Origin of the sequence: Citrobacter sp. RHB35-C17 (assembly GCF_013816795.1) — a bacterium.
Classification (GTDB): domain Bacteria; phylum Pseudomonadota; class Gammaproteobacteria; order Enterobacterales; family Enterobacteriaceae; genus Citrobacter_A; species Citrobacter_A amalonaticus.
On sequence record NZ_CP057150.1, the window covers coordinates 4,635,608 to 4,650,195 of the forward strand.

Genomic DNA, 14,588 nt, shown 5'->3' on the forward strand with positions numbered 1-14,588 from the left:
ATGCTAAAAGTATTATTGCTCTTTGTGCTGTTGATCGCGGGTATCGTGATCGGCCCGATGATTGCCGGTCACCAGGGTTATGTCCTGATCCAGACCGACACGTACAACATTGAAACCAGCGTGACCGGGCTGGTCATCATCCTGGTCCTTGCGATGGTGGTACTGTTTGCCATCGAATGGCTGCTGCGCCGCCTCTTCCGAACCGGCGCACATACGCGCGGCTGGTTTGTGGGTCGCAAACGTCGTCGTGCCCGCAAGCAGACCGAACAGGCGCTGTTGAAACTGGCGGAAGGAGACTATCAGCAGGTTGAGAAGCTGATGGCGAAAAATGCCGATCATGCTGAACAGCCGGTAGTGAACTACCTGCTCGCCGCTGAAGCAGCGCAACAGCGTGGTGACGAAGCGCGCGCAAACCAACATCTGGAACGTGCGGCAGAACTCGCGGGCAACGACACGATCCCGGTTGAGATCGCGCGTGTCCGCCTGCAACTGGCGCGCAATGAGAACCATGCCGCGCGCCACGGCGTGGATAAATTGCTGGAGGTAACGCCGCGCCATCCGGAAGTATTGCGTCTGGCAGAACAGGCCTACATTCGCACCGGTGCCTGGAGCTCGCTGCTGGATATCATCCCGTCAATGGCGAAAGCGAACGTCGGTGATGAAGAGCATCGTGCGATGCTGAAACAGCAGGCGTGGATTGGTCTGATGGATCAGGCGCGCGCCGATCAGGGCAGCGATGGTCTACGCGAATGGTGGAAAAACCAGAGCCGTAAAACCCGTCATCAGGTCGCCCTGCAGGTGGCCATGGCCGAGCATCTGATTGAATGCGACGATCACGACATGGCGCAGCAAATCATTATCGACGGTCTGAAGCGTCAGTATGACGATCGCCTCGTGCTGCCAATTCCGCGTCTGAAAACCAATAATCCGGAACAGCTGGAGAAAGTCCTGCGTCAGCAAATCAAGACCGTCGGCGATCGCCCGCTGCTGTGGAGTACGCTGGGTCAGTCGCTGATGAAGCACGGCGAATGGCAGGAAGCGACCGTTGCCTTCCGCGCCGCGCTGAAGCAGCGCCCGGACGCGTACGATTATGCCTGGCTTGCCGACGCGCTCGACCGCCTGCATCAACCGGAAGAAGCGGCCACCATGCGCCGTGACGGCCTGATGCTGACGTTGCAGAATAATCCCCCGCAATAACGCCCTGACGCCCGGTGACGCTTCGCGCTCCGGGCATTAATCGCATACACAAAATCATTCGGGATGCATCGAGGCGGCAAGTCTGAGGATCCCCGGGAGCTTACATAAGTCAGTGACCGGGGTGAGCAGGCGCAGCCAACAAAGGGGCAGCCTGGAGGATGACGTATATGCATAAAAAAACGCCCGCTCTTTTGGAGCAGGCGTTAAACAGGTCTTTATGACAACATAAATGGGTGCTTCACTCAACGTTATGTCCATGGTGTTTGATGAGGCCGAAGCGACATCTGTCTGTGGACGATAAGCACCGTAAACGGCTCTGCATCATTCCTGAGTTTATGAGGCACTATGGCGAGCATAAGAGATGGAATGAGCATCTACCCGACTATTATTGCACATTGCATGCCAGGATTGCACCGCTAAAAATAGGGATTAAGATAATTCGCTATCCCTGTACTGGCGCGGGTTGTCGGCGATTTTGCCTTTTTCTGCCAGCCGGAAATACACCTCATTGTCGCTCAGCAGAGACAGATCTCGCCCGATATACGAAAATCTTGAAATTTCAGAAGGTTAACCGTCACCAAATGGCGACAATGGCAAACAGGGTTGTCTCAGGGAAGCAACAGGGGAAAAGAAGAAGAAAGTGTGGCGTAGAAAAAGAAAAACCCCGCCGAAGCGGGGTTCAAAATTGGTCGGCGAGAGAGGATTCGAACCTCCGACCCACTGGTCCCAAACCAGTTGCGCTACCAAGCTGCGCTACTCGCCGATGTACTGCTTTTTGAATTTTTAGTTCAATTCGTTAAGTCGTGGTGCGAGGGGGGGGACTTGAACCCCCACGTCCGTAAGGACACTAACACCTGAAGCTAGCGCGTCTACCAATTCCGCCACCTTCGCATTTCACAACTTTTAATAATGGGGTGGCTAATGGGATTCGAACCCACGACAACTGGAATCACAATCCAGGGCTCTACCAACTGAGCTATAGCCACCACTGCAAATCTTTGTTACGCGGTATCAAAACCACCGCAGCTCCAGCACCGGGTAAATGGTGCGCCCGACAGGATTCGAACCTGAGACCTCTGCCTCCGGAGGGCAGCGCTCTATCCAGCTGAGCTACGGGCGCTTAGCGCCGTTGCGGGGGTGGATAATACGGACTTCACACCCCGCTGTCTAGTGCCTTTTTAAATAAAATGCGCGTTTGGTTACGCTTTGCGCGTTTTGTCGCTTATTCCCCCGTTTTCTGGGCGATACCCTGACGGTTGAGGCCAAAAACCTTGTAAACAGCCGTCACGGAGAGCAGGAAGATGATGCCGACAAACAGCGACATACGGGTATCTTCATTAAAGTACATGCCGATCAGTACGCAAACCAGGAAAGCCATCGTCAAATAGTTTGCCCACGGGAACAGAATTGAACGGAACGGATGGCTGGCCATCGCCGCTTTATGCGCCCGACGAAAACGCAGCTGGCTAATCAGGATCACAAACCACGGCACCATCCCCGGCAGCACGCTTGCACTATAAACATAGACGAAGACGCGCTGCGGATTAGGAATGATGTAGTTCAGGCACGAACCGACCAGCAGAATCGCAATCGACAACGCCACGCCCGCCACCGGAACGCCGTGACGGGAAACTTTCCCCATCGCCGCCGGCAGTTGACGATTCTTCGCCAGCGCGTAAAGCATACGCCCACAACTGTACATTCCGCTGTTACAGCCAGACAGCGCGGCGGTCAGCACGACAAAGTTGATAATCGCCGCCGCGGTAGTGATACCAATTTTGGCAAAGGTCAGGACGAACGGACTGCCGTTGCTACCAATTTCGTTCCACGGGAAGATAGTGACGATCACGAAAATCGCTCCCACGTAGAAGATCAGAATACGCCACAGCACTTTACCTACCGCGCTACGCAGCGTGACCTGCGGGTTTTTGGCTTCGCCCGCCGTAATCCCGATCAGCTCCACGCCCTGATAAGAGGCGACCACAATACACAACGCGGTGAGGAAGCCTTTCCAGCCACCAGCAAAGAAACCGCCGTGCCCGGTCAGGTTACCAAAGCCAATCGGCTGCCCGCCGTTGCCAAGGCCGAAGAAAATCACGCCCAGACCCACCACAATCATCACGATGATGGTGGTGACTTTGATCATCGCAAACCAGAACTCAATTTCGCCATACAGACGAACGGCCGCCAGGTTTGCCAGCGCCACCAGTCCAACGGCAATTAGCGCCGGTATCCATTGCGCCATTTCCGGAAACCAGAACTGGACATAGACGCCGATCGCGGTGATCTCCGAAATACCGACCGCCATCCACATAAACCAGTATGACCATGCGGTGAGATAACCGAAGAACGGGCTCATGTAGCGGTGAGCGTAAACGGCGAAAGAACCGGCAACCGGCTCCAGGAACAGCATCTCGCCCATTGAACGCATAATGAAAAAGACGAACAGGCCGGCGACAATATATGCCAGCAGTACCGATGGTCCTGCCCATTTCAGGGTGCTTGCCGCCCCCATAAACAGGCCGACGCCAATGGTGCCCCCGAGGGCAATCAATTCGATATGACGAGCCTCCAGCCCACGCTGCAGCTCCGGTTTATTCTCTGCCATAAATCCTCTTGTCGTGTTTACATGCTTTCCGGCATTGCCGGTTATTGTTATGGGTACATCGCTGGGGGCGCATGTTTTCGCAAATTTGGCGAAATGGCAAACGAAGCATTAAAAAATTGCATTTTTTTGTAAAAACAGTGCAAAAATGAGGCAACATGGTAGCGCATGGAGCAGAATGCGCTACCTGCATGAAGAAGGGGTTTTTAGATATTACCGCTGTAGTGCCAGCGCAGGTAACGCAGTAAACGGAGTTGACGGGTAATGCGGCTCGGCTGCGACAGCAAGCGATACAGCCACTCCAGCCCCAGATTTTGCCACACCTTCGGCGCGCGTTTTACATGACCGGTGAAAACATCATAGGTACCGCCGACGCCCATATAGAGCGCATGCGGATGCACCTGCCGGCAATCGCGCATAAAGATTTCCTGTTTCGGCGATCCCATCGCCACGGTGACGATTTTCGCCCCACTGGCGTGGATTTGCTCAAATAGCGCAGGACGCTGCTCCGGCGTAAAATAACCGTCCTGGCTGCCGACAATGTTCACATTCCACTGGGCGCGCAGTTTCGCTTGCGTTTGTGCCAGCACTTCCGGCTTTCCGCCCACAAGGAATACCGGCGTGCCTTCCTCTCCCGCGCGGGCCATCAACGCTTCCCAGAGATCGGCACCCGCTACGCGAGAAACCTGGGCATGCGGAAATTTTTTGCGTACCGAGCGCACGACGCTGATCCCGTCGGCATATTTATACTCTGCTGCCTCAATCAGGGTACGGACTTCTGGGTTATCTTCCGCCATCAGGACCTTTTCTGCGTTAATCGCCACCAGCGTACCTTGTTTAAGCTGGCCGCCAGCATAGAGATAATCCAGCGCATGGTGCATATCACGCCAGCCAATCAGCTGGAGTCCGCGCAGATCGTAAATTGGTGCTGTTGTATTATCAGTCATTGCTATCCTTCAACCTGTTTGTCTGGCAGGGCTCGCCAACGTTTATGGATCAGTCCGGCCTGGTCAAACAGCCAGAACAGAAGTTTTGCCACCAGCAAACAGGCACCAAAAACCACCAGGAAAAAAACAACACGAGAGACAAACGAGTCCAGTCCCTCTCGCGCCAGCACGATCATATTGAAAATCGCGCCAAAGCAAAAACTATGCAAAATCGCGGCCTTGTAGCGGTTGACCTCACGATTACCCAGCTCGTACAGCCAGTCGAACCATTTGATGATAAGCCCTACCACAACCGCGCCCAGCGGGATAAACAGCGCGCCGCCCATCACCACCAGCGAACCAATCAGCGTTGGAGAAATCGCCAGACCGGAATGGTTGTTCAGCACTTCCCACGTAAAGTAGTTCGCCGTATTCAGCACCACACTCGGCCGCCCTGGCCAAAGCCAGGAAGGAATAAAGACGTAGAAATCACGGGCAATTGGCGCCAGCCCCTGAAAGTCGATTTTGTCGTAATTTTGCAGCAGCAGCGCCAGGTTCTCCCACGGAGAAAACGTGTCACGGGTGAGATAGAGAAACGTATAGAACGCCTCGTCACCGCTGACGTTCAGCCCGTAGCGCTTCAATGCCAGCCAGAACATCCCGACAATCCCCAGCACGCCTGCTGCCGCCAGCATCCACAGCGAGATCCAGCCGCGAATAATACCGATGAACAGGAAGATGGCGAAGGCAATGATGATATTGGCGCGAGTGCCGCCGACAATCATATACGTCAGCAGGCCAAATGCGACGGTGCTGACCAGGAAGAACAGCCACGCTTTGCTGTCCTGGCGCAGGAAATAGACCACCAGCATGGCCGGGATGAAAAAGTAAAAGAAGCGTTTTAACGCCACGCCGGAAACTTCACTGGAAAAAATCTGGCTATACGACTGCAGGCGGAACAGTAAGAAACCATTATGCATGAAGAAGATGCCCACGCTGATCAGCGCAATCCCCATCAGAATCATCCAGGTGAGATGGGTTTCCACCCGATTCATCGTGAACAGCGGTTTGTACGGCGCGTCCGCAATCCGTTTGCGCAAGCGGGTCTTATAGGTCACATAGTAGATCGCGTAGAAACAGGCGGCGGAAAGCAGCGCCTGTAGCAGGATTTCCGGCGGTGCGACGGCAACGTCAAAGCGGAACGCCAGCACGCTGGTCAGCGGAAAGCCAAAAAAGAAGGTCAGCAAAAACAGCAGCGAGAAGAACACGTTGAAGTTGAAGCGCACGCGGCGAAACTCAAACCAGGTTAGCGTGGCGATAAACAACGTGGAGAGGAGCCAGACGACAAACAGGCCGCTGAACTGCATCAGACTCATAGCGCCTCCCCTGCGGCAACCTGCAACGCGTGATGCCAGGGCTGCAAATAGTTCGGGCTAAAGAAGGTAATCGTATTTTTATCCACGGATGCCAGCTGGCGCTGCGCCTCGCGCACCACCTGTTCGTTGAGTTCATCGGTCGTAAACAGCACCGGAAGATGCTGTTCCACCATGTCCTGCCAGAAGGGATTTTCGCGGTTCAGCACGCAGGGAATGCCTGCCTGAATCAGCAAACATAAGGTGCCAATTCCCTGCTGACGGGCAAAAATAAAGTACCCGAGATCGCACTGACGAAGCAGCGCCAGATAGTCGTCGAACGCCAGCTTGTCGCTGAGGATCTGCAGGTTATCTGCACTGAACAGTCTTAGCCCCGCCTGACGAACGTCCGCGATATACGCCTCGTTATTCGCCGGATAGCCCATCGGGACAACCACATTTACGTTGTCGCCAAACTGCTGATGCACCGCCCGCAGCGCGGCGATATGTTCGTTGCTGCGATCGCCTGAGTTGCCCACCAGAATGGTCATTTTTCCGCTGCGTTGGCGATCGTTCACCATATTGTTGAGCGCGGGATCCATTCGCGTCGGGAAATAGAGCAGTTCTCCCGGCACGCGCGGATGCTGTTGGGCGAAATAGTTCAGATCGCCACGGGTGGCAAAAACGCCCCCAACACGGCTTTGCGCCAGACGGCGAAGCGGATAAAACAGTTTGAATTTCAGTCCGCTGGAGACTTCATACAGATCCGCGCCCCAGATGTGCCAGTAAAACTGACTGGGCTTAATTCCACCGCTCAGTAACGCCAGCCACAGCGCCATATTAAACTGACCGTGGAAGAAGAAACGCTGCTGTCTGTTCGCTTTAGCTTGCGCTATCACCGCTTGCGCCAGCGATTTTTTACCGCTGTAGAAACGGATGGAGAGCGCCGGGCAACTTTCCGTCAACCCGGCATCCTGACCGGCGACCATAAAGACACAGGCATGCTCACTGGTCGATGCCAGCGTATCGTTGAAAAACCGCAGCACGGTTTGATTATGGTGAGGGATATCCGATCCCAGTACGTGAATCAGTACAGTCATGCCCGCCTACGCCAGAGTAAAAATACACAACAACATAAAGAAAAATAGACGACATACGTTGCCATATAGGCCTGTGCCGCACCCAGCGCGCCATGTGCCGGGATCAGCCAGTGCGCAAATGCCGTCAATAAAATGAACTGGCTGATTTCCGCCAGAATATAAAACCGCAGTGACGCTTTGGCGATCACCAGGTAACCGAAGACATATGCCCCAACTTTCAGCACATCTCCAACCAACTGCCAGGCAAACAGATCGCGCATGGCGGTGAATTTCTCAGAGAACAGCAGCCAGATAGCAAAGTCACGCAGCAGCCAGACGGAGAAGCTCGCAGCGGCCACCGCAGGCAGAACAAACTTCAGCGACTTCACCACTTCCCGTGTGATGTCCCGCTTTTCGGTAAGGCGCGACAGCGTCGGCAACAGGTAAACGCTAAACGACGCGGTAATAAATTGTAGGTAAGCATCCGAGATACTGCTCACCCCTTGCCAGATTCCGACGTCATCCCAACTGTAGTGCGCCGCCAGCAGGTTTCGCATCATCACATACGCCACTGGCAGCGTGACGGAGGTGATCAGCGCCATCAGGGTAAACTTGCTGAGCTGGCCCGCCAGCCCGTTATCCCAGGATGGCTTGAGATAGCACAGAGGGATCATTCCGCGTTTCAGCAGCATGGCTGCCGCCGGGATCACCACCAGTGCGGGCACCAGCGCCAGGCCGAGGAGCGCGCCTTCATAGCCGCCCAGCCGGTAACAGCCATAATAGGCGACAACGCCCACCAGGCTGCCGACAATCAGTGACAGCGCATTCCCGGCCGCATCACGAAATCCTTTCATTAACGCCAGCAGCAGGTTGGCCCAGGCAATCCCCATCTGCACCAGCGCCACTAAGCGTACTAACCCCTGATACTGCGTATGACCAAACAGTCCCTGGCTAATCGGTACCGCCGCAAGCAGAAACACCAGCGCCAGCAGCGTCGAAAAACCCAGCACCATCGCCGAGGATGTCCCGACCACCTGCCGCAATTGTTCGGGGTTATCGTGAGACTGCGCAACGTATTTGGTGACGCCGTTGAAAATGCCGGCCCCCGCCAGGACGCCAAGCACGGTGACCATCTGACGGAAATTTCCCGCTTGCCCGACACCCGCCGGGCCGAATGACACCGCCAGCAGCTTAACGACCAGTAACCCCGCGCCAATTTTGACCAGCGTGCTGGCCGCCGTCCACAAGGACGCTTTCGCAAGCGACATATCAGGCGAAATAGTTCAGCAATGTCGTAATCACCGTGCGCTGATTCACTGCCGACAGGTTATAGAACAGCGGCAGGCGCAGCAGACGTTCGCTCTCTTTGGTGGTGTAGCGGTCCTCGCCGGAGAATTCACCAAACTTGTCGCCAGCCGGGCAGTCATGCAGCGGAATGTAGTGGAACACCGCCATAATCTCGGCTTCTTTCAGGAAGTTAATCAGCGCGCTACGATCGTCAATGTCGCGCAGCTTGATATAAAACATATGGGCGTTCTGTTTGCAGTCATCCGGAATGGATGGCAATTCAATTCTGCCCGCACGCGCCAGCGGTGCGAGGGCATCGTAGTAGGTCTGCCACAGCGCCAGACGCTGCTGATTAATGCGGTCCGCCGCTTCCAACTGTGCCCAGAGATAAGCGGCCTGTAGATCGGACATCAAATAGCTGGAACCAATATCACGCCAGGTATATTTGTCGACCTGACCACGGAAGAACTGGCTGCGGTTAGTCCCTTTTTCACGAATGATTTCGGCTCGCTCAATAAGGCTGCGATCGTTAATCAGCGTTGCGCCGCCTTCGCCACCGGCGGTGTAGTTTTTGGTTTCATGGAAACTAAAGCAGCCGATGTGGCCGATCGTTCCCAGCGCCCGGCCTTTGTAAGTCGACATCACCCCCTGCGCGGCGTCTTCTACCACAAACAGGTTGTACTTATCCGCCAGCGCCATGATGGTGTCCATCTCACAGGCCACACCCGCATAATGCACCGGCACAATCGCCCGCGTTTTTTCGGTGATCGCCGCTTCAATGCGCGTTTCGTCAATGTTCATGGTATCCGGACGGATATCCACAAAGATGATTTTAGCGCCGCGCAGCACAAAGGCATTCGCGGTCGACACGAAGGTGTAACTCGGCATGATCACTTCATCACCCGGCTGGATATCCAGCAGCAGTGCCGCCATCTCCAGTGAGGCGGTACAGGAAGGCGTCAGCAGTACCTTCGCACTGCCAAAACGCTGCTCAAGCCACTGCTGACAACGACGAGTAAAGCCCCCATCGCCACACAGTTTGCCGCTGCCCATTGCAGACTGCATATACTCAAGTTCGGTACCCACCACCGGCGGTGCGTTAAACGGAATCATGTTGTCACCTGTATAACCAGTACGCGGTGCTTTCTACATTCGCACCGCTTTGTATATAACGTTTAAGCGCGGCGGTGTTGCCCATCTGGGTCGCCACCCGCAATGTTGTTTTGCCGCGCGCCTGCGCCCATCCCAGCGCCGCCTGCATCAGCTCTGCCCCAACGCCACGCCCGGCGAGCAAGCCGATTCGCGCCTCGCGGTCATCCAGTTCACGCAGCGAGACATAGCCGCGAATATCCCCATTTGAGGTGCGAAGAACCAGACACTGATGATCAAACGTGCCGTGCACCGCGTTTTCAATCCACTGCGCATAAAAGCGAGCGCTGGCGTCAGGCGCATACCACGGCGTGCGAAAGCGGCTTTGCGCAAAGGCCGCCGCAGCGAGCTGGCGCAAGGCCGGAATGTCCGTCAGTTGTGCAATTTCTGCGCCAGTTTGACCGTTGTTTTTCCCGACAGGAAGAACAAAATCGACTTCCCCTTCCACCAGCGCGAAACCCAGTTGTTGCAGAGCATCCAGCTCGCGGGTATTGGCCGCCGGGATTTTGGCCTGCACCCGCGACCAGGGCTGTAAGGCTTCTGCGGTCAATAACGGCGCCGCCGGATCCAGCCGGACAATGGCGCTGTTGATGCCAAAGAAGCGGTTTTCCCAGCCCAGCGGCTCAATACTGGCGTGGACGTGCACGAAGCAGCTCCAGTAAATATTGGCCATAACCTGTTTTCGCCAGAGCGCTGGCGGCACGTTTCACGCCGTCATCATCCAGCCAGCCATTGCGCCAGGCAATCTCTTCCAGACAGGCAATTTTGAATCCCTGACGCTTTTCAACCGTCTGCACAAAGGTGCTCGCCTCAATCAGGCTGTCATGCGTTCCCGTATCGAGCCAGGCAAAACCGCGGCCCAGCAGCTCAACGGTCAGATTGCCTGCGTCAAGGTACATCTGATTGATAGAGGTGATCTCCAGTTCGCCGCGTTCAGATGGTTTCACGCGCTTTGCGTACTCCACCACCTTGCTGTCGTAGAAATAGAGCCCGGTCACCGCCCAGTTAGATTTTGGCTGCTTCGGTTTCTCTTCTAACGAGATGGCGCGGAAATTGTCATCAAACTCCACCACGCCAAACCGTTCTGGATCCATCACCTGATAGCCAAACACGGTCGCCCCTTCGGTACGCGCGGCGACATGGCGCAATTTAGGACTGAACCCCTGACCGAAGAAAATATTGTCGCCTAACACCAGGCATGAAGGTTCGCCGTTCAGGAACGTCTCACCGATGATAAACGCTTGCGCCAGGCCATCCGGACTCGGTTGTTCGGCATACTGCAAATGAATGCCAAATTCAGAACCGTCGCCTAACAGACGCTGAAAATATCCTTTGTCTTCCGGCGTGGTGATAATCAGGATCTCACGAATGCCGGCCAGCATGAGCACCGATAACGGGTAATAAATCATCGGCTTATCGTAAATGGGGAGCAGCTGTTTCGACACGCCACGCGTGATAGGATGCAAACGGGTGCCAGAGCCGCCCGCCAGAATGATACCTTTCATGCCTTCCTCCTCCGGGAAATTAGCCCTTCAGACCTAAACGTTGCCCCTGATAACTGCCGTCTTGTACGGGCTTCCACCAGGCCTCATTCGCCAGATACCACTGCACGGTTTTACGCATGCCGCTTTCAAAGGTTTCCTGCGGCGTCCAGCCAAGCTCACGGGCGATTTTTGACGCATCAATGGCGTAACGTAAGTCGTGACCAGGACGATCGTCCACAAAGGTAATCAGGTCGCGGTAATGTGCGATACCCTGTGGTTTGTTCGGCGCCAGCGTTTCCAGCAGCTCGCAAATCGTCTCAACCACGTCCAGATTCTTACGCTCGTTATGACCGCCGATGTTATACGTTTCACCGACTTCTCCGGTGGTCGCCACGCAGTACAGCGCTCTCGCGTGATCGTCCACATACAGCCAGTCGCGGACCTGCTGTCCGTTGCCATACACCGGCAGCGGTTTGCCCGCCAGCGCATTAAGAATCATCAGCGGGATCAGTTTTTCCGGGAAGTGGTAAGGGCCATAGTTGTTAGAGCAGTTGGTGATAAGGGTTGGAAGACCGTAAGTGCGCAACCAGGCGCGCACCAGGTGATCGCTGCTGGCTTTCGACGCGGAATAGGGGCTGCTAGGGGCGTAGGGCGTCGTCTCAGTAAAGAAATCATCCGTCGAGTGCAGATCGCCATACACCTCGTCCGTCGAGATATGGTGGAAGCGAAACGCCGATTTCTTCTCGTCAGCCCGTTCACTCCAGTACGCCCGCGCCGCTTCCAGCAGCGTGTAGGTGCCAACAATGTTGGTTTCGATAAACGCCGCCGGTCCGTCGATGGAACGATCGACATGGCTTTCGGCGGCCAGGTGCATCACGCAGTCTGGCTGATATTGTTGAAAAACCCGATCCAGCGAGGCGCGATCGCAAATATCCACTTTCTCGAAAGCAAAGCGATCGTTCTGCGCAACCTGAGCCAGCGACATCAGATTGCCGGCGTAGGTGAGTTTATCCACCACCACCACCGCATCTGCCGTCTCATTAATGATATGCCGTACCACCGCTGAGCCGATGAAACCTGCGCCACCCGTCACCAGAATCCGTTTCATTAACGCCACACTCCTTTGGTATCCACGACGTACTGCTGCTGCACAGCATCGCCCTGAATGGCTTTAAACTGGCTATGATCGACCAGCATCACCAGCACGTCGGCCGTCGCCAGCGCGTCGTTCAGGGCGGCAAGAGTACAAAGACCGTCCAGCTTTTTCGGCAACTGGTGAATATTCGGTTCCACCACCAGCGTTTCACCGCTGTGCCACTGGGCGATACTTTTTGCGATCCCCATTGCCGGGCTTTCACGCAAATCGTCGATATTGGGTTTGAATGCGAGGCCAAAGCAGGCGATTTTCACTTCGCTGGCGCGCTTGTTCGTCGCCGCCAGGCAGTCCGCAACGGCGGCTTTGACCTGATCGACGACCCAGTGTGGTTTACCGTCGTTTACTTCACGCGCGGTACGGATCAGACGCGACTGCAACGGATTCTGCGCCACAATGAACCACGGGTCGACAGCAATACAGTGCCCGCCCACACCCGGTCCAGGCTGGAGAATGTTGACACGTGGATGACGGTTTGCCAGGCGAATCAGTTCCCAGACGTTAATCCCCTGCTCGGCGCAAATCAGCGACAGTTCGTTCGCAAAGGCGATATTGACGTCGCGGAAGCTGTTTTCCGTCAGCTTGCACATTTCGGCCGTACGGGAATTGGTCACCACGCACTCGCCTTCAAGAAATATTTTGTACAGCTCGCTGGCACGCGCCGAGCACACCGGCGTCATGCCGCCGATGACCCGGTCATTCTTGATCAGTTCAACCATCACCTGACCCGGCAGAACGCGCTCAGGACAATAGGCGATATTCACATCCGCCTGCTCGCCCGCCTGCTGCGGGAAAGTGAGATCCGGACGCATTTCGGCCAGCCACGCCGCCATCTGTTCGGTCGCGCCAACCGGAGAGGTCGACTCGAGGATCACCAGCGCGCCCTTTTTCAGCACTGGCGCAACGGATTTCGCCGCCGCTTCGACATAGGTCATATCCGGCTCATGCTCACCTTTAAACGGCGTCGGTACTGCAATCAGATACGCATCGGCATCGACAGGGGTCGTGGTGGCGCGCAGAAAACCGCCTTCCACCGCCGTTTTCACGACGTTATCGAGGTCCGGCTCAACAATATGGATTTCACCGCGGTTGATGGTCTCCACCGCATGCGGGTTAACGTCCACCCCAATCACCTGCTTTTGGCGCGAAGCAAAGGCAGCCGCCGTCGGCAAACCGATATATCCCAGCCCAATAACAGAAATGGTAGAAAAACTCATAGCGATACCCGATTGTTTTTTAATGCGTGTAAAATGCGGCCGCAGGCCTGCCCGTCACCGTAAGGGTTATGGGCGCGGCTCATAGCCTGATATTCGTTTTCGTCATGCAGCAAACGCGTGACTTCTTCAACAATGCGCTGTGGGTCTGTCCCCACCAGACGCACGGTTCCGGCGGTAATGGCCTCGGGTCGTTCGGTTGTTTCACGCATCACCAGCACCGGTTTGCCCAGTGACGGTGCCTCTTCCTGAATCCCGCCGGAGTCCGTCAGAATCAGCCAGGCGTGATTCATCAGCCAGACAAAGGGCAGATAGTCCTGCGGTTCAATCAGCGTCACGTTTTCAACATGACCGAGAATGCGGTTGACCGGCTCGCTGACGTTCGGGTTCAGGTGCACTGGATAGACAATCTGCACATCCTGATTGGCGGCCGCAATCTCCGCCAGCGCATGGCAAATCTGCTCAAATCCACGGCCAAAACTTTCGCGACGATGACCGGTCACCAGGATCAGTTTTTTATCCGAACTGAGGAACGGATACTGCTCGGCCAGTTCTGAACGCAACGTATCACTAGCCAGAACGCGGTCGCGCACCCAGATCAGCGCATCGATCACCGTATTGCCGGTGACAAAGATGCGGCTGTCGGCAATATTCTCGCGCAACAGGTTTTGCCGCGAGTTCTCCGTCGGCGCAAAGTGATACATCGCCAGATGCCCGGTCAGCGTACGGTTTGCCTCTTCCGGCCACGGGGAATAGAGATCGCCAGTGCGTAACCCGGCCTCGACATGGCCGACCGGTATACGTTGATAAAACGCGGCCAGACTGGTCGCAATCGTGGTGGTGGTATCTCCGTGTACCAGTACCACATCTGGCTTGAAGTCAGCGAGGATAGGCTTCAGCCCTTCCAGTATCCGACAGGTTATCTCTGTCAATCCCTGACCCGGTTGCATAATATTGAGATCGTAATCAGGAACAATAGAAAAGAGATTCAATACCTGATCGAGCATCTCCCGGTGCTGCGCGGTGACGCAGACTTTTGCGTCGAAATCAGGATCCTTTGCCAGCGCATGCACCAGAGGTGCCATTTTTATGGCTTCCGGTCGCGTGCCAAATACAGTCAGTACTTTCACATCGATTCTCTT

At 55.5% G+C, this 14,588-nt stretch carries 12 protein-coding genes and 4 tRNA genes; 1 reads left to right on the plus strand and 15 read right to left on the minus strand.

The genetic code is table 11. The annotated features are described in order from the left end of the window. Positions 1–1,197, plus strand: coding sequence for a protoheme IX biogenesis protein HemY (hemY, locus tag HVZ37_RS21995; protein ID WP_181628502.1), 1,197 nt, complete (start codon positions 1–3; stop codon positions 1,195–1,197). A gap of 686 nt (positions 1,198–1,883) precedes the next feature. On the opposite strand, the gene HVZ37_RS22000 is transcribed toward hemY, so the two are convergent. From HVZ37_RS22000 to wecB, 15 genes are all read right to left on the minus strand, one after another. Further along, positions 1,884–1,960 (minus strand) — tRNA-Pro (locus tag HVZ37_RS22000). 41 nt (positions 1,961–2,001) lie between these two features. Beyond that, a tRNA-Leu gene (locus HVZ37_RS22005) sits at positions 2,002–2,088 on the minus strand. Positions 2,089–2,107: 19 nt separating this feature from the next. Continuing rightward, positions 2,108–2,183 (minus strand) — tRNA-His (locus tag HVZ37_RS22010). Positions 2,184–2,240: 57 nt separating this feature from the next. Next, a tRNA-Arg gene (locus HVZ37_RS22015) sits at positions 2,241–2,317 on the minus strand. A 102-nt stretch (positions 2,318–2,419) separates the two neighbouring features. Further along, positions 2,420–3,805, minus strand: a complete 1,386-nt coding sequence (locus HVZ37_RS22020) for an amino acid permease (RefSeq protein ID WP_042998800.1) — start codon at positions 3,803–3,805, stop codon at positions 2,420–2,422. A 203-nt stretch (positions 3,806–4,008) separates the two neighbouring features. Continuing rightward, a complete protein-coding gene (gene wecG, locus HVZ37_RS22025; protein ID WP_181627972.1) occupies positions 4,009–4,749 on the minus strand; it encodes a lipopolysaccharide N-acetylmannosaminouronosyltransferase in 741 nt (246 codons plus the stop codon). 2 nt (positions 4,750–4,751) lie between these two features. Further along, positions 4,752–6,104, minus strand: a complete 1,353-nt coding sequence (wzyE, locus tag HVZ37_RS22030) for an ECA oligosaccharide polymerase (RefSeq protein WP_181627973.1) — start codon at positions 6,102–6,104, stop codon at positions 4,752–4,754. Further along, positions 6,101–7,180: a TDP-N-acetylfucosamine:lipid II N-acetylfucosaminyltransferase gene (locus tag HVZ37_RS22035; protein ID WP_181627974.1), complete on the minus strand. Its 1,080-nt coding sequence runs from the start codon at positions 7,178–7,180 to the stop codon at positions 6,101–6,103. The genes wzyE and HVZ37_RS22035 overlap by 4 nt, the downstream gene beginning before the upstream one ends. Then, on the minus strand, positions 7,177–8,427 hold the full coding sequence (gene wzxE, locus HVZ37_RS22040) for a lipid III flippase WzxE (RefSeq protein ID WP_181627975.1): 1,251 nt from the start codon (positions 8,425–8,427) through the stop codon (positions 7,177–7,179). Before wzxE ends, HVZ37_RS22035 begins: the two co-directional genes overlap by 4 nt. 1 nt (position 8,428) lies before the next feature. Then, positions 8,429–9,559: a dTDP-4-amino-4,6-dideoxygalactose transaminase gene (rffA, locus tag HVZ37_RS22045; protein ID WP_044258283.1), complete on the minus strand. Its 1,131-nt coding sequence runs from the start codon at positions 9,557–9,559 to the stop codon at positions 8,429–8,431. A gap of 4 nt (positions 9,560–9,563) precedes the next feature. Further along, complete coding sequence (rffC, locus tag HVZ37_RS22050) at positions 9,564–10,241, minus strand: dTDP-4-amino-4,6-dideoxy-D-galactose acyltransferase (RefSeq protein ID WP_042998794.1); 678 nt, start codon at positions 10,239–10,241, stop codon at positions 9,564–9,566. Further along, a complete protein-coding gene (gene rfbA / locus HVZ37_RS22055) occupies positions 10,219–11,100 on the minus strand; it encodes a glucose-1-phosphate thymidylyltransferase RfbA (protein ID WP_042998793.1) in 882 nt (293 codons plus the stop codon). The genes rffC and rfbA overlap by 23 nt, the downstream gene beginning before the upstream one ends. 19 nt (positions 11,101–11,119) lie before the next feature. After that, entirely contained in the window at positions 11,120–12,187 is a 1,068-nt protein-coding gene (rffG, locus tag HVZ37_RS22060) for a dTDP-glucose 4,6-dehydratase (protein ID WP_054177001.1), read from the minus strand. Then, entirely contained in the window at positions 12,187–13,449 is a 1,263-nt protein-coding gene (gene wecC, locus HVZ37_RS22065) for a UDP-N-acetyl-D-mannosamine dehydrogenase (protein WP_044267324.1), read from the minus strand. The genes rffG and wecC overlap by 1 nt, the downstream gene beginning before the upstream one ends. Continuing rightward, complete coding sequence (gene wecB, locus HVZ37_RS22070; protein ID WP_042998790.1) at positions 13,446–14,576, minus strand: UDP-N-acetylglucosamine 2-epimerase (non-hydrolyzing); 1,131 nt, start codon at positions 14,574–14,576, stop codon at positions 13,446–13,448. The genes wecC and wecB overlap by 4 nt, the downstream gene beginning before the upstream one ends. Between the last annotated feature and the right edge of the window lie 12 nt (positions 14,577–14,588).

What these genes read in the sequence shown, in the direction of transcription:
- hemY (WP_181628502.1), top strand. Translation starts at nt 1, where the DNA reads ATGCTAAAAGTATTATTGCTCTTTGTGCTGTTGATCGCGGGTATCGTG.
- HVZ37_RS22020 (WP_042998800.1), bottom strand. Translation starts at nt 3,805, where the DNA reads ATGGCAGAGAATAAACCGGAGCTGCAGCGTGGGCTGGAGGCTCGTCAT.
- wecG (WP_181627972.1), bottom strand. Translation starts at nt 4,749, where the DNA reads ATGACTGATAATACAACAGCACCAATTTACGATCTGCGCGGACTCCAG.
- wzyE (WP_181627973.1), bottom strand. Translation starts at nt 6,104, where the DNA reads ATGAGTCTGATGCAGTTCAGCGGCCTGTTTGTCGTCTGGCTCCTCTCC.
- HVZ37_RS22035 (WP_181627974.1), bottom strand. Translation starts at nt 7,180, where the DNA reads ATGACTGTACTGATTCACGTACTGGGATCGGATATCCCTCACCATAAT.
- wzxE (WP_181627975.1), bottom strand. Translation starts at nt 8,427, where the DNA reads ATGTCGCTTGCGAAAGCGTCCTTGTGGACGGCGGCCAGCACGCTGGTC.
- rffA (WP_044258283.1), bottom strand. Translation starts at nt 9,559, where the DNA reads ATGATTCCGTTTAACGCACCGCCGGTGGTGGGTACCGAACTTGAGTAT.
- rfbA (WP_042998793.1), bottom strand. Translation starts at nt 11,100, where the DNA reads ATGAAAGGTATCATTCTGGCGGGCGGCTCTGGCACCCGTTTGCATCCT.
- rffG (WP_054177001.1), bottom strand. Translation starts at nt 12,187, where the DNA reads ATGAAACGGATTCTGGTGACGGGTGGCGCAGGTTTCATCGGCTCAGCG.
- wecC (WP_044267324.1), bottom strand. Translation starts at nt 13,449, where the DNA reads ATGAGTTTTTCTACCATTTCTGTTATTGGGCTGGGATATATCGGTTTG.